Raw genomic sequence first — 18,521 nt, 5'->3', positions numbered from 1 at the left:
TGGCTCATCTTTTACCGGACATCCTTTTGGACATCAATAAGAATGTGACATTGACGTAAATCGAGTAGGAGGAAGGCGATTATTTCGCCTTCCGACCTCTCACACCACCGTACGTACCGTTCGGTATACGGCGGTTCAATCAACTTAACATGTAACAGCCTTTTCGGCGTAGTAGTCTTCCATGGATACAAGACCAAACTTAGCTAGTCTCTCTTTACTGATACAAATGTGGAGATTCCAGCTTCTGCACACTCTGGCATATCCTTTGGCATATGAAATGCCATGTGCCGCATTTGGCGGCAGACCAAGTTTGATAAGATTCTTTTCCCTGTTCTTTGGCGTTTTCCAGTGTTTCCATATGCACATGCGCAGTCGATACCGAATCTGTCCGTCCATTTTTGCGCACAGCCTTTTCATGCTTCCGATTTTGAAATAATTTATCCACCCTCGGATAAGCCGGTTGAGTTTCCCAATTTTATAACCATTGCCCACTCCCCAGCTCCTGCTTGTATATTTCTTCATCTGCGCCTTGAACTTTGCTGCCGCTTTCGGGTGTGGTCTGGCTTTGTACCCTTTGGCAAATGAGTCATAGTAAAATCCAAACCCCAGATACTTAATGCCCTTTGGTTTATCAACCCTGCTCTTTTCCGCGTTCACTTTCAGTCCAAGCTTTTCCTCTATAAACCGAGCCACGCTCTTCATTACCCGCTCTGCCGCCTGTCTGCTCCCGACCATTATAATAAGGTCATCTGCATACCGGACGAAATCCAGCCTCCTTGCTTCCAGTTCTTTGTCCAGCTCATTTAACATGATATTTGCTAACAGCGGCGAGATATTTCCACCCTGCGGTGTGCCGACTACCGTATCTTCATACTCATCATCAATCATTACGCCGCTGACCAGAATCTTTCTTACCACCGATATGACATCTCCGTCCTTTATTGTCCGTCCGAAAATCGTCATCAGCTTGTCATGGTCTACTGTGTCAAAGAATTTCGCTAGGTCGATATCCACTATCCAGTTGTGTCCGTCATTCATCATTTCCAATGCTTTAAGGACTGCCTGCTGTGCACACCGCTTGGGTCTGAATCCATAGCTGTGGTCGTGAAACTGCTCCTCAAATATCGGGGTAAGCACCTGTGCCACCGCCTGCTGTACAAAGCGGTCTACTGCTGTTGGCACTCCAAGATTTCTTGTACCACCATCGGGTTTGGGTATCTCCACCCTGCGGACTGGCTTCGGCTTATACTTCCTCGTCCGCAACTGTTCCTTAATGTTTTCGCCGTTTTCCGAAAGATATGCGCCAAGTTCTTCAACGGTCATCCCGTCCACGCCTGCCGCTCCTTTATTCCTTACGACTTGCAGATACGCCGCATTTAGATTATCCCTGCTTAATATCTGCTCCATGAGACTGCTTGTGTCCATGCGTTGTTTCCTTTCTGCCCCTTTTGCCTTTGCCGCCTTTGAAGTCATCGACAGGCGTATGCTCCGGCTACGAAGTGGAACGTACTTCAACTGATTGATTGTTCAGCCCTTCGCTCCGTCCCCATTACAGGAACTTCCTCACTACTATGGCTTCTGCTGACTTCTCACAATTCGTTGTTACTACGGCTAATGAGACCGCCTGTGAGACCTCCCCAGTTAAGGTGCGTGTTCTTTTCCTCCATGTACCTGCCGCATTTACTCGTACTTCCGGCAACCTTTTGGACTTCAGTGCCTTTTGCCACCTTATCCGTATTTCCGAGCCTTATATGCGGTTCCTGTCCGTCAGGTCAGAGGTTTGCTTACAGCTTCTTTCAGATTCCGTCTCACGGCGGACACCCTTGCTGTTCGGCTATGTGCTTCGTTGTTGCCTACGCGCACTTGGGACTTTCACCCATTAGAAAACGCCCATGCTGGGCAAACAAAACAGATGCGGCAATACCGGCTTTCCGCCGGCGTTGCCGCATCTGCTGTTTTCGTTACTTATACTGCCCTGTCCCTATGCATTTCGCCGGAACTACTTCTGTTTTCTCCACTCCTGCTTCACTTTTGCGAAATTCAGGATGACGTCCACTGCGCCCTCCGGTCCTGTGCTGCTGCTGTTGAGGCACAAATCATAGCTGCGGGGATCGCTCCACTTCTTGTTGGAGTAATAGTTATAGTAGCTGGCGCGCTGTTTGTCTGTCTTAATCATGATGTCCTTTGCCTTGGACGCATCCACTTTGTACAGGTCCTGAAGGCGTTTCAGCTTGTCATCGTCGTTGGCCGTGATGAATACGCTGACTACATTGGGGTAGTCCTCCAGGGCGTAATCCGCGCACCGTCCTACCATAACGCAGGAAGCCTCGTCAGCCAGCTTTTTGATGGTGTCAAACTGTGCCAGGAATATCTTATGGTTAATAGGCATATCGGAATATCCCGATGCCGTATAGCCCATGGAATAGGAATCCATAACCAGTGAGTAGAGGAAACTGCTGGTGGGCCGTTCGTCGTGTTTTTCAAACAGCTCCTCGCAAAGTCCGCTGTGTTTTGCAGCCATGGATAACAATTCCTTGTCGTAGCACTTAACTCCCATCTTTTCTGCCAGTAATTCGCCAATCATCTTGCCGCCGCTGCCACACTGCCTGCCAATGGTGATAATAAGATTATTTGTCATTCTACATTCCCCTTTCTGCACTGTCTGTCCTGTAGGTTATAAGTCATATTTTATCTATTAAGTATTATAACTCAAAAATTCTGAAAAGTATATAGAAATGTATAAAAAAGTAAAAAATAGTATAAAGCTTTGCGACAAAAGTGACAACTTTTCCATTAAAGTATGTTTTTATCGCGCTTTTGCGTCCTGGTTCAGTTCAATGTACGGAGGAGTTTATCAAAGTATTCCGGCAGGGGTGCTGTGAATTCCATGTATTCTCCTGTCCTGGGATGGATGAACCCCAGTACGCCGGCATGAAGGGTCTGGCCGCAGAGTCCGCTTATGGGACACCTGGCAGGCCCGTACACAGCGTCCCCCAGCAGGGGATGGCGTATGCTGGCCATATGGACGCGAATCTGGTGGGTACGGCCTGTTTCCAGCCTGCACTCCACATGGGTGTACTGCCTGAACCGGTTCAGGACCCTGTAATGGGTTACGGCATCCTTGCCGTTCTGGTAGTTGATGCTCATTTTCTTGCGCTCCACCGGATGGCGGCCAATGGGAGCGTCCACAGTCCCCTCATCCTCCGCAATAACGCCATGTACAATGGCCTGGTACCTGCGGGTAATGGAATGCTCTTTGAGCTGGGCGGCAATGGAGCTGTGTGCCATATCATTCTTACATGCAATGATGACCCCTGTGGTATCCATATCGATTCGGTGCACAATACCCGGACGCATGACTCCGCTGATGCCGGACAGCTGGTCCCTGCAATGGTACATAAGGCCGTTTACAAGGGTATGGCTGTAATGTCCTGCTGCCGGGTGCACCACCATGCCTTTGGGTTTGTTGATGAGGATGACATCCTGGTCCTCGTAGAGGATGTCCAGGTCCATGGGCTCCGCATCAATCTCCGGCTCCACGGCTTCCGGCACCTCCAGCTCAATCCGGTCCTCTTCCACCACAATATAGCTTGCCTTCACGCCCTGGCCGTTAACCAGGACCTGCCCTGATTTAAGGAGCTTCTGAATGTAGGAGCGGCTTAAATCAGGGCAGGCTTCAGCAAGGTATTTATCGATACGCACATGGTCCTCCATATCCGTGGGATAAAATTCCTGTTTCAAAGGGATATGTCCTCCTGTCTGATTATATTCATGGTTTGTCCGGCAATGTTGCTGCTGATACGTCTGTTAATGTTTTTTGAATGAGAAACATGCCATGTCCTCATCCTTGTAATAAAACATAATTAAAAACACAAGACAGGCAGCGCCCACCGTGACATAGCAGTCAGCCACATTGAAAATGGGGAAATTAATCAGTTTAAAATACAGGAAATCCACCACATATCCCTGGCTGACACGGTCAATCATATTCCCCACAGCGCCAGCGCTTATCATCATCAGGCACACAGCCAGGGGACGGTATCTGCCCTCCGGCGGCATCTTCCATATGAGATAAGCCACTGCGCCCAGCACAAGGACTGCAATGAGAAAGAAGAAAAGCTGCTTCTCCTGCATCATCCCGAATGCAGCGCCCCTGTTCTCCGAATAGTAGAACTCGAATACACCATTCCAGATAACAAAAGGCTTCTGCCCCTTTAAGGATTGGACGGCCAGTCCCTTGGTCCACTGGTCCAGGCCGGCCAGAATGGCGAAGCCAATCAGGAAGCTGATAATCAGGGATTGCTTCTGTTTTGTCATTATGCCTGTCCTCCTATCACATCAAAACCGGCCTTCATCTCATCTGCCGTGACAGTCTTGTCCACATAAGCCTGACCAATGGAATTAAGCAGGACAAAACGGATGACGCCGGCTTCCGTCTTTTTATCACTCTGGGTGGTCATAAGGACCTGGTCCCAGGCAAGGCCCGGCGCTGCGGCAGGAATTCCGAAGGAAAGAAAGGTGTTCCTGATATCCGCTGCCTCTTCCGCCGTAAGCATGCCCCTGAGCTGGGATATGCGCGCTGCCGCAATACAGCCCAGTCCCACGCAGTGGCCGTGGTGCATGGTGAAATTCTCCAGCTTCTCAACCGCATGGCCCAGGGTATGGCCGAAATTCAGAAGCGCTCTCTCCCCCTGCTCCGTGGGATCCTGCTCCACAACACGCTTTTTAATCATACAGCTTTCGTAAACCATGGCCTGGCACAGAGCCGGCTCCCTGGAAACTATGCCCTCACGGTTATCCTTCAGCCACTGGTAATACTCCTTGTTCTTGATCAGGCCGTGCTTCACCACCTCGCCCATGCCGGAGGAGAATTGTTCCTCAGGAAGGGTTAAAAGGGTGCTCAGGTTCGCATAAACCAGCCTGGGCATATGAAAAGCGCCTACCATGTTTTTATAGGCATCAAAATCCACGCCGGTCTTACCGCCGATGCTGGAATCCACCTGTGAAAGGAGGGTGGTCGGGATCTGAATAAAGTCAATTCCCCTGAGGTAAGTGGCGGCTGCAAAACCGCATAAATCACCTACCACACCGCCGCCCAGGGCAGCCAGCATGTCCTTTCTGTCAAAATGCTCCAGAATCAGGTGTTCATACAGGTTCCGCACCGTATCCAGATGTTTATTCTCCTCCCCTGCCGGGAAGGTAAAGACCGAAACAGCCTTGCAGCATCCGGACAGAATGGAGCGCACTTCCTCCAGATAAAGGGGCGCCACATTGGAATCCGTCACGATGCAAATTTTGTGTTCCTTAACAGGAAGGCAGGATACTGCCTCCTTTAAACCGTCAAAGGATTGGGCCAGTACAATATCGTAGATAGCCTCCCCATCCCTGCATACATTTATCCTGTCAGCCATGCCAGTGTCCTCCTGATATTATACAACAAATCGGCAGACACACCAGGTCTGCCGCATACCTATCCCCTGTACAGGGACTTCTTTTTCCTTGTCAATTACAAATGGATATTGAGTCCTGAAACGTCCATGCCCATGGCGCCGCCTGCGGCCAGAATGTCCTGGAAATCTCCGGACAGTTCCACGGAATCAGGTGTTGCGATGAAGATATAATTAGATATCTTCTGCAGATTGCCGTTCATGGAATAGGTGGCTCCTGAGGTGAAATCTATGATTCTCTGAGCCACTTCTGTATGTATACCCTCCATATTCAGTACCACTGCCTTGCCAGCCAGAAGGTAATCACAGATGTCTCTGGAATCCTCCATGGATGTGGGTTTAATCATTGTCACTTCCATGCTGCGTCTCATAGGTACTACTTTGGGATTGGATCTTCCTAAAAACCGGGGCTTGTCCTGCTCCTCCTCCTCATCATATTCCGTATTCTTCTTTGAGAACAGTCCCTTGCGCGGGGCCTCCTCTTCAAAGTCATCGTCCAGGTAGTAATCATCCTCTTCCTCATCAGGATTTAATCTCATGGTATCCATTAACTTACCTAACAGACTCATCTTACACTCTCCAATCTCTATATGAAGTGCTTACCGGGGGAAACACCTTATCGTGCACCGAAAATACCGGTACCGACCCTGACCATGGTTGCTCCTTCTTCAATGGCAACCTCATAATCCCCAGTCATTCCCATTGAGAGCACACTCATAGTAACATTATCAATGTTTTTGTCACCTATGTCAACAGCAAATTCAAATAATTTTTTAAAAATTCCACGATTTTCTTCTGGATTATCTACAAAAGGCGCAATTGTCATAAGCCCCTTAATGTGCACATGGGAGAAATCCTTAATCTGCATGATGGCATCCTCCACCTCTTCCATGAGGAACCCGTATTTGCTCTCCTCACGGGCCACATTGACCTCCAGAAGGATGTCCACATCCAGCCCCAGCTTTGCCGCGTCTGTCTCAATCTGCTGCGCCAGGCGCAGAGAGTCCACGGAGTGAATCAGTACGGCCTTGTCAATGACCTGATGGACCTTGTTGCGCTGCAGATGTCCAATCATGTGCCAGCGGATATCTTCCGGAAGCTCCGGTTTCTTGTTCAGGATTTCCTGTACCTTGTTCTCACCGAAATCCCTGGCCCCCGCGTCATAAGCCTCCATAAGCATGGAAACGGGTTTTGTCTTGCTGACTGCGATGAGTGTCACTTCCTCAGGATTTCTTCCCGCCCTGCGGCAGGCATCTTCAATATGTTTTTTTACTTCTTCCAGCTGATTTTTTATCATATTGTTTTCCTCCCTTACTGGTACAGCAGCTGTCCTTCCTCCACCATGGAGGCATCCAGTACGATATGATCGTACACGGACAAGCCGTATTTCATGTTCTTACGCACAGTATAATATTCGCTGTTGGAATCCAGTATATCAATTTGTTTAAAAATAGTATAGCCTTTATTAATATTGTAAACACCCTTCAGGGAAGCAGTCCTTCCAATCTGGTATCGGTCTGATGACTCAGGCCTGACCACGTAATCCCCTGCTTTAAAACCGTTCTCCTTCCCCATGTCCACGTAATAAAATTCATCGTCCGAATAGTAGACCGTTGTGGGGACGAATACAATGGATGTGCCGTTTTCCGTATAAACTTCCTTATAAAAACCATCCTCTGAGGAATCGCCGCCCTGGGTCATGTATTCCAGGGGGATAAGATAAAAGTTCTTGTCCGTTACCGCGCTGACAGGAATCTTGAGGCCGTCGGCCTTATCTACTTTTATCTCAAAATCCACAAAGCGGTCCGAGATAAACTGTTCCATATATTTTGAGAAATCCAGTTTTCCATAGGCAGCCCCGTCCTTTCCCGTAAAGGTGGAATAGGCGGCCGGTGTGCTGAGGGAATAGTCGCGGAACACGACCCGTAAGGCGGTCTTGTCATTATAAAGGGCCGCATCCTCGTCGCTCAGCGGAAACACAATGGACCATTTTTCCGAGGTAACAATTTTATAGGCGGGGGAGCCGCTGTCAATCAGGTCCCCTGATTTATGTACTGTCTTTACGTAGGTGCTCCGGTCAAAATCAGCGGCATCCACGTCTGACGTTGTCATGGATTCAAAGGAATCAATGCCGTAGGATACCACGCCGGATACATCGGAGCGGACCTGCTCAAATACAGCCCCTGACTGCTCCGCCAGCTTGTCCAGCTGGTCCAGCGTGCTGAAACTGGAATACTCCATCACTGAGGCATCCAGGGAAATCCTGGCGTCATAGATGGTTCCAAAATCCTGGTTCTGGAAGGACAGAACAAAGGATGTAAGCTGTTTTTTCAGGTCCAATAAGCTGTCGTCGGAAAGGGATGTGCCTTCCTCGGCGTTCTCCTTTAACAGTGCCTCCAGGTTTCCTGTCTCGTCCAGGGAATAAATACGGCTTCCCACAGAAGCACGTTTTCCCTCCCGCAGATAATAGTTGATATAGCCGGAGCGGTCTGCTGTTCGCACCTGCTCCTCACGGAGAATCAGCCCGTTGTAGATTCGGTTATTGACGATGCCGCCGTCCACCACCTCATAAAACTGGATCTTCTCCCGCTTCAGATACGTATAAACGCTGAATACCAGATAGATGAATATGATAAAGAAGATAATCATACCCACATTGATGTTGAGAGGCCTGCGGTAACGTATGACTTTTTTGCTTTTCTTTTTGGCCATAAATCCGGCCTCCTTTTACAAAATACACATCACTTCACAAAAAGCTGCCCTCCATACCAGGCATTTTAATCCCAGCAGGTTGGCAGCCTATAAGTCCTGTCTGTATTTTATCACAGAAAATGTATCATTACAATGAAATAATCACATCGCCCTTAGCACACTCAGGAAGCTCCGCAGCGTCCATGGAAATACTTAACACAAAGGTTATATGGTATTTTTCACCGATATTTTTCAATGTCATATATGTATCAGAAATGTCTGCTCCCTCCAGACATGACAGCTTTAAAAAGCTATCCAGGTACATGGTCTCCAAATCGTGATCCTGAGAGATAATACCACAGATAAATCCTAAAAATCCATCGCTGTTTGTAAGTGGGAATTCATTGACATTAATGAGACGAATCTTGTTGTTTAATTCATACATATGCTGGGCACTCTTATCCAGATATACGACAGTGCCGTTGGCCCCCTTGATTGCTGCATTGGCCATATCTAACAGATGTTTGGTCTTGCCTTTACCTTTTTTTCCTGCAATAATCTGAACCATACCAATCTCCTCCTTGAGTTATATATGTTGTATAAAAAATCAATTAAGATTACTTTAATTATAGTATAAATTCATAGAAAGCGCAATCACTATTTGACGATTTTAGAAATTATATTTGTCATGTTATCATATAGGCCGGGTCGGCTGTCAGATTTTAATACAACAGATATATATTCCTTATCATCCTGGTCCCTGGTAGCCATGATGAGACAATAGCCGGCTGCGTTTGTAGTGCCTGTCTTTCCACCGAATACAGTCAGGCCTTCCGGCGTCTCCCGCTCCCGTGTCATAAACCAGTTCCCGCCTTTCCATGTCTTGGTGACGGCCTGGCTGTCCTTGTCGTGGTAGTTGGCCGTATAGGATGTGGTGCCCACAATCTGCCGGAATACCGGATATTTGAGTGCCTCATTGAAAATGAGGTACAGGTCATAGGCCGTGGTATAATGGTCCGGATCGTTGAGTCCGTGAGGGTTCACAAAATGAGTTCCGGTGGCCCCCAGACTGGCAGCCTCCTGATTCATCATGTCAGCGAACTTATCAATGCTGCCCGCAATGTGCACCGCGATTGCAGCGCCCGCATCATTGCCTGAAGGCAGCATGAGCCCATATAAAAGCTGTTCCAATGTCAGGGTATCTCCCGGCTTTATGCCGCACAGGGTGGCCCCGGATTCCGTGATGACGGCATCATCCGTCACAACTACCCTGGCGTTTAAATCACCGTTTTTAATGGCTACAAGGGCTGTCATCACCTTGGTGATGCTGGCCGGATACAGCCGTTCAAAGGCTTCCTTGCTGTAGAGTGTTTCCCTGTCGCTGACATCAAAAAGGGCAGCTGCCTCCGATGTCACGTAACTTTCGTCAAAGCTGCCTTCATCCTCCACTACGCATAAATCCGAAGCAAAACCGTCTGCATAGCGCACGGTCCGGGACAGGCTGTCCTCCATGACCGGGATTCGCTCTTCCAGGCTGTAGGGTTCCTTGACGCCTGAAAGACAGCCCGCAGTGGAAAGAGCCACAGCCCCCAGAAGAAGCGCACACAGAAAGCTGCGCGTCCGCACTGCCTTCATTACCTGACTACCTCGCGCCATTCCATATCCCCTCTGTCAAGAGCCTTGATAAGCAGTTCGGCAGATGCCAGATTGGTGGCAAGGGGAATATTGTAGATGTCACACAGGCGGACCACGTCGTTTACATCCGGCTCGTGTGATTTGGGATTCTGCGGGTCACGTAAAAAGATGACCAAATCCATCTCATTGTGCTCAATCTGAGCTGCCATCTGCTGCATACCGCCCAGATGCCCTGCCAGATATTTGTGAATATTAAGGTTAGCCACCTCTTCAATCAGGCGGCCTGTGGTGCCTGTTGCATACAGTGTGTTCTTGCTGAGTATTCCCCTGTATGCGATGCAGAAGTTCTGCATCAGTTTCTTTTTTGCGTCATGTGCAATCAAACCAATTGTCATATTAAATTAACCCTCCTTGGATTAGATATGTCTTGTTTCTCTCTGAAGCCCCACATTGAGCACCAGCCCGATTCCCATGAAAATACTGATTAGGGAACTGCTTCCGAAACTGATGAACGGAAGGGGAAGCCCTGTATTGGGAAAGATGCCTGTGGCAACCGCGATGTTGGCAAATGCCTGGAACGCAATCAGTGTTGCCATGCCCACACAGATAAGGCGGCCGGATAAATCCCTGGCCCGTGCAGCCATCATAAGACATTCATAAATTATCAATAAAAATAAGGCGATAACCACCACACAGCCGATGAACCCCAGCTCCTCGCCGATCACGGCAAAGATAAAGTCCGTCTGCTCCTCTGACAGGAAATTACCGTTCTTGACAGACGCTATGGTGGTATTGAAAAGCCCTTTGCCCTTTAGCTGGCCTGAACCGATGGCAATGATGGAGTTATTCTGCTGATAACGGGCCTCTCCGTACTGGTCCGGATAAAACCAGGCCAGGATACGCCCTGCCTGATAATCCTTTATGAATGGAATCATACCGTGAAGCAGCAGGTAGACAAAGGTGGACATTACGGGAATGGTAACAGCCAGTGTTCCCGCAATCCACTTATAGCTTATGCCGCTTGCAAATACGATTCCCAGTACCATTACCATAATCACAAGACAGGTAGACAGATTCGGCTGTTCAAAGATCAATGCCGCCGGAATGGCAAAAAGTACGGCTGCTATGGCCACGGTGCTGACCTGATTAACCTTTTCCTGGTATTTCATGAAATACCAGGAAAAGGTTACGATAAGGCCTATCTTAACAAATTCCGATGGCTGAAGCTGTCCGATGGCCGGAACCTCAATCCACCGCCTGGCGTTGTTCACCACATTGCCCCAAATCAGTACGGCCACAAGGCTTGCAATACACAGGCCGTATATGAGAGTACTGAAATTCAGGATTTTGTGGTAATCCACCATGGAAAGACCAATGGCCACAGCCAGTCCTATGAACACTCCTAAAAGCTGCTTGTTGACTGCATCCGCGTTCATGTTTGTGGCGCTGCGGATAACCAGCACGCCGATGACGTTGAGTACAATCATATAAAATATCAGCCGAAAATTAAAATGTCTGAAATCATAATCCAAAAACATATTTAATATAGCCCCTTGTTCGATATGGAACGAATCGGTATGTTGGCATGAAGCACAGGCAGTGTCCGGCAGCCGCCTTTTTGGGGACTGCCCTCTGTATCCATCTGTATCTGGACTTTGTCCTTTTCTATCTCCATATATTTGGAAATGGCGTGTATCACGTCATCTTTTATCATCAGTATCATCTCCGGTGAGCAGCCTGCCTTATCGGATACCAGCAAAAGCTTTAGCCGCATCTTAGCTGTCTCTCCGGAACGCCTGGTTTGAAACCCCTGGAACCATCTCACCTTGACACCATCCCTTCTATGCTCTCTTAAGTATTCCGCGAAGCCTGGCAAAAAAGGTTTCCGTCTCACCGGGATTTGTCATAGGTATGCTCTCCCCCAGTATCCTGCGGCAGATATCAAGATAAGCTTGTCCGGCCGTAGAGCCCAGTCCCACCAGAGGCTCTCCCTGGTTGGTGGAAATGACGATGTTCTCGTCATCGGGCACTGCTCCGATGATGTGTACTGCCAGAATGTCCGTCACATCGCTTAAGGACATCATGTCTCCCCTGCGGACCATGTCGGCCCGGATCCGGTTGACAATCAAGTCAATCTCGTCTATCTCCGCATGTTCCAGCAGACCGATGATACGGTCCGCGTCGCGGATGGCCGAGACTTCCGGCGTCGTGACCACCAGTGCCCTGTCAGCACCGGCTATGGCATTGTAGAATCCCTGTTCAATGCCTGCGGGACAATCTAACAGTATGTAGTCAAATTCTTCCCTCAGGTCATCAACCAGCTTTATCATCTGCTCCGGATTCACGGACGTCTTGTCCCGTGTCTGGGCCGAAGGCAGAAGGTATAGGTTCGGGTATCTTTTGTCTCTTATCAGGGCCTGCTTCATACGGCAGTTGCCTTCCACCACGTCTACAAGATTGTAGACAATGCGGTTCTCCAGTCCCATGACCACGTCCAGGTTGCGCAGGCCGATATCTGTATCAATCAGCACTACCCGCTTACCCAGGATAGCCAGTCCTGTTCCCACATTGGCAGAAGTAGTCGTCTTGCCTACCCCGCCTTTTCCAGAAGTAATCACAATGACCTCGCTCATGATGAAATCCTCCTGAAAATTACTTTACCTTCCTATTGTACATTAAATTTCGTAAATTTACCAGTATTTTTTTGGCATTAAGCAAAATTTAACATATTGTTTAGGAATGACTTTTTTAAAGACCGCATAACAATGGCCCCATCTTCCACCAGGGCTATCATGGGACCCCGCCCCAGACGCTTGTTTCTCTCGTTGAAACGGCTGCTCAGATCCCCGATGCGGATTTGCAGGGGAGCCATGTCAAGGGCCAGGACAACGGCCTGTGGATTGCCGGACACGCCGGCTGTCACCGTACCCTTCAGCTCTCCCAGCACAATGACATTGCCCTTGGCCGTCACCCGGGCTCCGTGGTCCACATTTCCTATGATCACGATGCTGGCCTCGGATTCCAGGCAGTCTCCCCTCTTTAGTGTACCCCGGTAGAACTGTCCTGTCTGGGAGTTCAGCTCCATCAGCTTATCATTCAGTGCTTTCTCACAGCGTTCAATCCGTTCCGCATCCGTGTCCAGAAGACAGAGGACTTCAATCTGCGAGTTCTTCGTAATCGTATCGACAATTGCAAATTCCTGGGCCGCGGTCAGTTCCCGGCCCTCCAGGGTCAGGGTCATCTGGACAGAGCCCCAGAAACGGGCGCTTTCCCTGAACTTTTTCCCGATGGCCTCCAAAAGCTCGCCAAAGGGCAGGTCAGGGTCCAGAATGACAGTCATTCCTGCCTTGCTGCTCTTAATTACAACTGCATTGTGCATACAATCACCTCTTTTGCTGGTTTAGTCACCAATATTTACATTTGACACACCTAATGCACCGGAGCTTTCTATCTGCTCCAGGGTGGTATATTCATAATAATACTCGTACACCTTTTTGCCAAGGGTTGCGGCGTTGGTTCCCGCATAACCGTAAGGAATATTTACAGTCACGGCAATTTCCGGATGGCTGTAAGGCGCAAAGGATACGAAGAAGGCATGGTTGGAACGGCTCTTGTCCTCCTGGGCTGTTCCGGTTTTGCCCGCCACCTCCACCGGGAGATCGGAGAAAATGCTCTTGGCGGAGCTGTCCGTGATTACCCGGCGCATACCGGTCTGGACTGCGTCCCAGGTGCTGTCAGACGCGTCCACGCGGGAGCTTACGGCAGGGGTATAGTCCTTAATCAGGTTCCCGTCAGAGTCGGTAAGTTTATCCAAAAGACTCAGCTCAAATACATTTCCCCGGTTGGCAAGGGCTGCCACATAGCGGGAAAGCTGGACATTGGTGTAGGAATGGGTGCCCTGTCCCATGGCGGAACGCTCCGGGTCCTCCGATGATATCTGGGGCTCATTCTCGGAAATCTCCACACCTGATGTGTGGTCCAGACCGAAAAGGGCAGCGTATTTGCGCAGGGTGGCAAGGCCCTGGTCCGGCGAATAGGTGCCGTCCGGCTTCATACAGAGCCTGTGGGCCAGTTCAGCGAAGAAGTAGTTGCAGGAGTTCTGTATGCCCTCCTCGATGTTCTCGCTGTTATGACGGCCGGGCCAGATCCAGCACTTGATAGGCTTGGAAATCTGATCGTATATACCGGTACACTCGATGGTGTCCTGGAGCCCTATCACGCCCTCTTCCAGGGCCGCCACAGCCGTGATGGGCTTAAAGGTGGAGCCCGGTGCCTTCTGGGCCTGGGTCGCGTTGTTGTACAGCGGTCTGGACATATCGTCCTGGAGCTGGCTGAAATAAGCCGCGTCCACGCTGCCTGACATCAGGTTATTGTCATAGCTGGGGTATGTGACCAGGGCCCGCACCTCTCCCGTCTTTACGTCCGTTACCACCACTCCGGCCGTACACGGGTCCAGGGCCAGCTGCGCCGGCGTCAGCTCCAGGTCGGATATCTTCTCCTTGATAAACTGGTAGGTGTAGGTGGAATCCCCCATCTGGAGGGCTGCTATGGCCTGGGCGTCATAAGTCAGGACGCCCTGTGCATAGAGGGCCAGACAGAGCTCACGGCCCGTTATGACCTCGTCATTAATCAGGTAACGGAACATGCGCTTTGTGAATTTATTGTCGCTGCGCAGGGATTCGATGACATGGTCCACCAGCTGGGTGAATATGTCATCGGCATCGGAATATTTGCTGGTCACGTCCAGACGGGTGGTGTCCACCCAGTTTCCCGCGATCCCGCTGTAGATATAATCCCTCAGGCTGATGGTGCCCTCTCTCCACGCCTGGTATTCCGGCGAGGACTGATCAATCTTATCCTTCTGTATGATTCCTACGGAGCCGTCAGACAGATAAGCATAGATATAATTCATATAAGTAGCCATGTCCTTGGGAAGATCGTTCATGGCCAGGGCATGGGAGCTGAGAAGCTCGTTCCGTATCGCCGCAAGTATCTGCTCCCTGGATACCTCGTATTTGCTGTAAATCTGTTTTTCAATGTCAGACGCCCCCTCCTGGGACATATCCATCAGAGACAGCACATTGTTGTTAATCAGCTGGTAATAGGCGTCCTTCACAGGAATGGGTATCTTGGAAGGGTCATAGGTCTTGTTGGGATCCAAATCATCATACTGGAGATGGTAGCTGATGATACCGGCCAGCTGCTGCTCAATCAGCTTGTAAATGGCAATCTGCAGGTCCCGGTCAATGGTCAGGTATACATCGTCCCCGGCCTTGGCGTCCGTCTTTTCAATGATTTCACGGGGACGTCCCATGTTGTCCACATACATCCTGGAGTAGCCTTTTTCACCCTGAAGCTCCAGCTCCATGGATTTTTCGATTCCGATACGGCCAACGATATCATTGAGATCGTATTTGTCCGTGGCGTCTTCCGGCAGGCCGGCAGCCTCGTCGGACTGATGCCACTGCTCGTTCAGGGTGGACAGCTGATCCTCCTGAACCTTGCCGGTATAACCGATAATAGGGGCAAAATAGATGCTGTCCTCATACTTGCGCACATAGGACTGCTCCACTTTGACGCCCTTTAAGTCCGCGGCGTTTTCATTGATTTCCACCATGGTCTCATTGCTGATATTGGTGGCCACGGTGGTGGTCTCGTACTTCTGGTATTCGGTCAGCTTCATGGTGTAGATAATGTTTATCATGTCAAGGGCAATGTTGTCCGGTATGACCAGGGGATTGCCTTTTTCGTCCTTCATCTTATCCAGCTCGTAGTCCACCTTTTTGCGCTCAAATGCCTCTCTGGCTGTGATGTTGGTGGGATACCTGCCCTTTGGGTCGTTGAGGCCGGTGGTGGAAGAAAGACCGTAAAAATACAGGAAGAAACGGGTCCTGGCGGAATCAGAGCTGGATGTAAAGAACATCTCGCCGTTCTGGTCAAGGGCAATCTCGAATTTTCCTTCCACGGTCTCCCCGCGCCGGTCCAGTATCCGTACCAGGCGGTACAGCATCTGGTTGCGGGAACTGGGACGGGGATAATCCCCCAAATCCTGTATGGTGACGGAATAAGCCAGCTCATTATAAGCCAGCCGGTTGCCGTTCCTGTCAAAGATGTTGCCCCTGGACCCCGGTGTGGTGACGCTTTTTTCCGTCCTCTGCATATAGGTTTCCTGGTATTCGCTTCCGTCCAGAATCTGCATCTGGAACAGCTTGCCTAACAGCCCGGCAAACATGACGGTAAATATCACGGAAAGTGCAAAGAGCCGTGAGCTGAACAGCTTCTTGAAAAATTCTTTTACTATTTCTAACAGTTCGTCAAACAAGTTTTGTGTCTCTCCTTTTTCCTATATCCTCCACGCGTCTGCTGGCGGAAAGGAACAGCCTGTAAATCAAAAGGGTGGTAACTGCGGTAAATATAATCTCCGGAAGCATGATGTTCCTGAAATAATAAGGAAGATTCAGACGTCCGCGGATTAAGAAACGGAAGACGTATATATACATGCTGTACCAGATTCCGTTGAAAATGCTGAGTATCAGCGGAAGGGTGATGTAGTCTTCATAATAGTATTTGGTAAAGATGCCGTTGGCATAGCCGATATAAATATATATCAGGGTATAAAAACCAAAAGGCCCGCTGTAGAAAAGATCCAGTAAAAGGCCTGAAAGGACGCCGTAAAACACCCCCGCGTTTTTCCCGTGGATAAAACCAAAGGAAAACGTAAGGATCAAAAGCAGATTGGGCGATGCCGACAAAAACGGAAGCAGGGGAAATACACAGTTCTGCACCGTAAATGCCAGCACGATGAACAATATATTGATAAGTACCTGTTTTATCTTTGCTTGAATCACTGGACAGCCGCCTCTCCTGTATCTTTGATATCCGTAATGATCAGCACTTCCTGCAGATTATTAAAATCAGCCGCCGGAATCAGATAGCCTGACTGGGTCAGGTGATCCGGGTCAATGGAGACATCCGCAGCGTATCCAACCAGGATTCCCGGAAGGAACTTGGTGCTGATGTTGGAGGTAACTATCTGATCGCCGTCCCTGAGGACGGCATCCTTTGAAAAATCCGTAAGCTTGAGACGCCCCTCCTCATAGAGAGTCAGATCTCCTGCCACAATACAGTTATAGGAGGAATCCAGCTTCATGGCTCCCACCCGGCTGGAATCGTCTATGATGGAACGCACCGTGGCGTAATTGGCGCCCACATCCGTCACAATGCCCACCAGACCGCCGTCGGCCACCACGTTCATGTCCACGGCCACTCCATCGGCGGAACCCTTGTTGATACGGAACACCTGAAACCATTTTTCCGAGTCGCGGGCAATGACCCTGGCCCCGATTTTATCATACTGCATGTAATTCTGGTCCAGCTCGTAGAGCTTCCTTAAGCGGTCCAGTTCAAACTGTTCCGCCTGCAGACGGTTATTGTCCTCTGTGAGCTGTACAATCTGTGTTTTCAGCTCCTCATTTTCCCGCAGCGCGTCTTTTAAGCTGCCGTAATCCTTTAACTCGTTATAGATGCCGGTACCCACTGCGTTGACTCCTGTCTGAATGGGAATCAAAAAATAACCCACACCGGTGCGCAGGGGTTCCATGATGCCGTCCTTCAGGGATGTGATGCAGATGAGCAGCACGCACAGCACCGTAAGTCCTGCCAGAATATATTTACTGCGTTTGGTTTCCATGGATAAACTTCCTCTTACATTAAATTCTCTTCGCGGAAACTGAGATAGCGCCTGTCTCCGATGACAACATGATCGATCAGTGTGATTCCCACCAATTCTCCCGCTTCCTTCAGACGTTTGGTGAGCAGCATGTCCGCTCTGCTGGGGGTGGGATCTCCGCTGGGATGATTGTGAACCAACACCATGGACACGGCCCGGCACCTGAGCCCCTCTATGAGTACTTCCCGGGGCGTCATGACAGATGCGTTTACCGTCCCTCTGGCCATGATTTGATCACGAATCATGGCCTGCTTTGTATTCAGGAACATGACGCGGATTTCCTCCTGCTCCAGATGGCGCATATCTTCCATATAATAGTCAGATATTTCCTCCGGATGCCCAAAGTAAAGGGCATGCTCGCTGGCCTTCCGCTTCCAGACTCGTTTTGACAGCTCTCCTATACAAAGCAGCTGGACCCCCTTTACCTTCCCCACGCCCTTGATTCCCATAAAGTCATCCAGGGAGTGGTGCAAAAGGCCCAGAAGGCCGTCTCCGGGGCTTCCAAGAGCCAGCAGGCTGTCTGCCAGGTCCAGGGAGTTTCCCTCCCTGCTTCCGGTGCGCAGGATGACTGCCAGAAGCTCTGTGTCGGACAGGCTGTCCGGACCCAGACTCAGACATTTTTCATAGGGGCGGTCCTTGTGGGGCAAATCCTTAATTCTTATTCTTTCCATCTCTCTCCTAACTACGCACCTCTCCAAGCACAAAGTCAGGAAAATTATATATACCGGTAAATGATGAGTGCCACTGCCACGCCGATGATGCTGGCCATGGTAATCTTGATGGTCAGTCCGAAGGTGATGACCAGGATGCCGAAATTAATTACCAGAGGCGAATCCAGCCCAAAGGATTGTCCGAAATTCAGCCAGTTCAGCCAGGAAATCCCTTCTGCCAGCTGTCCCATGAAGCCACCCAGGACAATGCCTGCCAGCAGCATGATTAAAAGTATCCAGAAATTCTTGTAATGCATGTGTCTTACCCTCCGGTCAGCCAGGCCAAGCCCCTGGTCCGCAGGACCCGGG

At 49.8% G+C, this 18,521-nt stretch carries 20 protein-coding genes; all 20 read right to left on the bottom strand.

The genetic code is table 11. From position 1 onward, the window contains the following. Positions 1 to 144: 144 nt before the first annotated feature. The 20 genes from ltrA to LA360_RS03470 all read right to left on the bottom strand — a co-directional run bounded on the left by ltrA (position 145) and on the right by LA360_RS03470 (position 18,469). The gene (gene ltrA, locus LA360_RS03565; RefSeq protein WP_002578445.1) at positions 145 to 1,425 is read right to left on the bottom strand and encodes a group II intron reverse transcriptase/maturase; all 1,281 of its coding nucleotides are present in this window, start codon (positions 1,423 to 1,425) and stop codon (positions 145 to 147) included. 574 nt (positions 1,426 to 1,999) lie between these two features. Then, entirely contained in the window at positions 2,000 to 2,638 is a 639-nt protein-coding gene (locus LA360_RS03560) for a cytidylate kinase-like family protein (protein WP_038260305.1), read from the bottom strand. Positions 2,639 to 2,829: 191 nt separating this feature from the next. After that, positions 2,830 to 3,741 (bottom strand): RluA family pseudouridine synthase, encoded by a 912-nt coding sequence (locus LA360_RS03555; protein ID WP_057571156.1) that lies wholly within the window; start codon positions 3,739 to 3,741, stop codon positions 2,830 to 2,832. A 66-nt stretch (positions 3,742 to 3,807) separates the two neighbouring features. Next, positions 3,808 to 4,317: a signal peptidase II gene (lspA, locus tag LA360_RS03550; protein ID WP_022201853.1), complete on the bottom strand. Its 510-nt coding sequence runs from the start codon at positions 4,315 to 4,317 to the stop codon at positions 3,808 to 3,810. Further along, complete coding sequence (gene aroB, locus LA360_RS03545) at positions 4,317 to 5,411, bottom strand: 3-dehydroquinate synthase (RefSeq protein ID WP_057571157.1); 1,095 nt, start codon at positions 5,409 to 5,411, stop codon at positions 4,317 to 4,319. Before aroB ends, lspA begins: the two co-directional genes overlap by 1 nt. Positions 5,412 to 5,506: 95 nt before the next feature. Then, on the bottom strand, positions 5,507 to 6,016 hold the full coding sequence (locus tag LA360_RS03540) for a cell division protein SepF (protein ID WP_057571158.1): 510 nt from the start codon (positions 6,014 to 6,016) through the stop codon (positions 5,507 to 5,509). 47 nt (positions 6,017 to 6,063) lie between these two features. After that, positions 6,064 to 6,744 carry a YggS family pyridoxal phosphate-dependent enzyme gene (locus LA360_RS03535; RefSeq protein ID WP_022201851.1) on the bottom strand — a complete coding sequence of 227 codons (681 nt, stop codon included), beginning with the start codon at positions 6,742 to 6,744 and terminating at the stop codon, positions 6,064 to 6,066. A gap of 14 nt (positions 6,745 to 6,758) precedes the next feature. Continuing rightward, positions 6,759 to 8,159 (bottom strand): biotin/lipoyl attachment domain-containing protein, encoded by a 1,401-nt coding sequence (locus LA360_RS03530; protein ID WP_057571159.1) that lies wholly within the window; start codon positions 8,157 to 8,159, stop codon positions 6,759 to 6,761. Positions 8,160 to 8,286: 127 nt separating this feature from the next. After that, positions 8,287 to 8,706 carry a hypothetical protein gene (locus tag LA360_RS03525; protein WP_002567724.1) on the bottom strand — a complete coding sequence of 140 codons (420 nt, stop codon included), beginning with the start codon at positions 8,704 to 8,706 and terminating at the stop codon, positions 8,287 to 8,289. Between the two features lie 89 nt (positions 8,707 to 8,795). Further along, on the bottom strand, positions 8,796 to 9,773 hold the full coding sequence (locus LA360_RS03520) for a D-alanyl-D-alanine carboxypeptidase family protein (RefSeq protein WP_089775244.1): 978 nt from the start codon (positions 9,771 to 9,773) through the stop codon (positions 8,796 to 8,798). After that, a complete protein-coding gene (gene mgsA / locus LA360_RS03515; RefSeq protein WP_002567726.1) occupies positions 9,773 to 10,168 on the bottom strand; it encodes a methylglyoxal synthase in 396 nt (131 codons plus the stop codon). The genes LA360_RS03520 and mgsA overlap by 1 nt, the downstream gene beginning before the upstream one ends. Positions 10,169 to 10,189: 21 nt before the next feature. Beyond that, positions 10,190 to 11,311 (bottom strand): FtsW/RodA/SpoVE family cell cycle protein, encoded by a 1,122-nt coding sequence (locus LA360_RS03510; protein WP_022201848.1) that lies wholly within the window; start codon positions 11,309 to 11,311, stop codon positions 10,190 to 10,192. Between the two features lie 2 nt (positions 11,312 to 11,313). Next, positions 11,314 to 11,598, bottom strand: coding sequence for a cell division topological specificity factor MinE (minE, locus tag LA360_RS03505; RefSeq protein ID WP_002567728.1), 285 nt, complete (start codon positions 11,596 to 11,598; stop codon positions 11,314 to 11,316). Between the two features lie 16 nt (positions 11,599 to 11,614). Then, positions 11,615 to 12,406, bottom strand: coding sequence for a septum site-determining protein MinD (gene minD, locus LA360_RS03500; protein WP_002583183.1), 792 nt, complete (start codon positions 12,404 to 12,406; stop codon positions 11,615 to 11,617). Between the two features lie 77 nt (positions 12,407 to 12,483). Continuing rightward, a complete protein-coding gene (locus LA360_RS03495; protein ID WP_002583184.1) occupies positions 12,484 to 13,152 on the bottom strand; it encodes a septum site-determining protein MinC in 669 nt (222 codons plus the stop codon). 21 nt (positions 13,153 to 13,173) lie between these two features. Beyond that, positions 13,174 to 16,095: a penicillin-binding transpeptidase domain-containing protein gene (locus LA360_RS03490; protein WP_112483282.1), complete on the bottom strand. Its 2,922-nt coding sequence runs from the start codon at positions 16,093 to 16,095 to the stop codon at positions 13,174 to 13,176. After that, positions 16,088 to 16,621 carry a rod shape-determining protein MreD gene (gene mreD, locus LA360_RS03485; RefSeq protein ID WP_022201846.1) on the bottom strand — a complete coding sequence of 178 codons (534 nt, stop codon included), beginning with the start codon at positions 16,619 to 16,621 and terminating at the stop codon, positions 16,088 to 16,090. Before mreD ends, LA360_RS03490 begins: the two co-directional genes overlap by 8 nt. Beyond that, positions 16,618 to 17,463, bottom strand: coding sequence for a rod shape-determining protein MreC (gene mreC / locus LA360_RS03480; protein WP_089775247.1), 846 nt, complete (start codon positions 17,461 to 17,463; stop codon positions 16,618 to 16,620). Before mreC ends, mreD begins: the two co-directional genes overlap by 4 nt. Before the next feature lie 14 nt (positions 17,464 to 17,477). Continuing rightward, positions 17,478 to 18,173 carry a RadC family protein gene (gene radC / locus LA360_RS03475; RefSeq protein ID WP_112483280.1) on the bottom strand — a complete coding sequence of 232 codons (696 nt, stop codon included), beginning with the start codon at positions 18,171 to 18,173 and terminating at the stop codon, positions 17,478 to 17,480. 44 nt (positions 18,174 to 18,217) lie between these two features. After that, a complete protein-coding gene (locus LA360_RS03470) occupies positions 18,218 to 18,469 on the bottom strand; it encodes a DUF4321 domain-containing protein (RefSeq protein ID WP_002567735.1) in 252 nt (83 codons plus the stop codon). Between the last annotated feature and the right edge of the window lie 52 nt (positions 18,470 to 18,521).

The sequence above is a fragment of the Enterocloster clostridioformis genome, from assembly GCF_020297485.1.
In the GTDB taxonomy this organism is placed as follows: Bacteria; Bacillota; Clostridia; order Lachnospirales; family Lachnospiraceae; genus Enterocloster; species Enterocloster clostridioformis.
Note: the sequence above shows the minus strand (reverse complement) of the source record. Positions and strands in the feature narration are given on the sequence as shown.

Coding starts and splice junctions, on each gene's coding strand:
- ltrA (WP_002578445.1), bottom strand. CDS start 1,425: ATGGACACAAGCAGTCTCATGGAGCAGATATTAAGCAGGGATAATCTA.
- LA360_RS03560 (WP_038260305.1), bottom strand. CDS start 2,638: ATGACAAATAATCTTATTATCACCATTGGCAGGCAGTGTGGCAGCGGC.
- lspA (WP_022201853.1), bottom strand. CDS start 4,317: ATGACAAAACAGAAGCAATCCCTGATTATCAGCTTCCTGATTGGCTTC.
- aroB (WP_057571157.1), bottom strand. CDS start 5,411: ATGGCTGACAGGATAAATGTATGCAGGGATGGGGAGGCTATCTACGAT.
- LA360_RS03540 (WP_057571158.1), bottom strand. CDS start 6,016: ATGAGTCTGTTAGGTAAGTTAATGGATACCATGAGATTAAATCCTGAT.
- LA360_RS03535 (WP_022201851.1), bottom strand. CDS start 6,744: ATGATAAAAAATCAGCTGGAAGAAGTAAAAAAACATATTGAAGATGCC.
- LA360_RS03530 (WP_057571159.1), bottom strand. CDS start 8,159: ATGGCCAAAAAGAAAAGCAAAAAAGTCATACGTTACCGCAGGCCTCTC.
- LA360_RS03525 (WP_002567724.1), bottom strand. CDS start 8,706: ATGGTTCAGATTATTGCAGGAAAAAAAGGTAAAGGCAAGACCAAACAT.
- LA360_RS03520 (WP_089775244.1), bottom strand. CDS start 9,773: ATGAAGGCAGTGCGGACGCGCAGCTTTCTGTGTGCGCTTCTTCTGGGG.
- mgsA (WP_002567726.1), bottom strand. CDS start 10,168: ATGACAATTGGTTTGATTGCACATGACGCAAAAAAGAAACTGATGCAG.
- LA360_RS03510 (WP_022201848.1), bottom strand. CDS start 11,311: ATGTTTTTGGATTATGATTTCAGACATTTTAATTTTCGGCTGATATTT.
- minD (WP_002583183.1), bottom strand. CDS start 12,406: ATGAGCGAGGTCATTGTGATTACTTCTGGAAAAGGCGGGGTAGGCAAG.
- LA360_RS03495 (WP_002583184.1), bottom strand. CDS start 13,152: ATGCACAATGCAGTTGTAATTAAGAGCAGCAAGGCAGGAATGACTGTC.
- mreC (WP_089775247.1), bottom strand. CDS start 17,463: ATGGAAACCAAACGCAGTAAATATATTCTGGCAGGACTTACGGTGCTG.
- radC (WP_112483280.1), bottom strand. CDS start 18,173: ATGGAAAGAATAAGAATTAAGGATTTGCCCCACAAGGACCGCCCCTAT.
- LA360_RS03470 (WP_002567735.1), bottom strand. CDS start 18,469: ATGCATTACAAGAATTTCTGGATACTTTTAATCATGCTGCTGGCAGGC.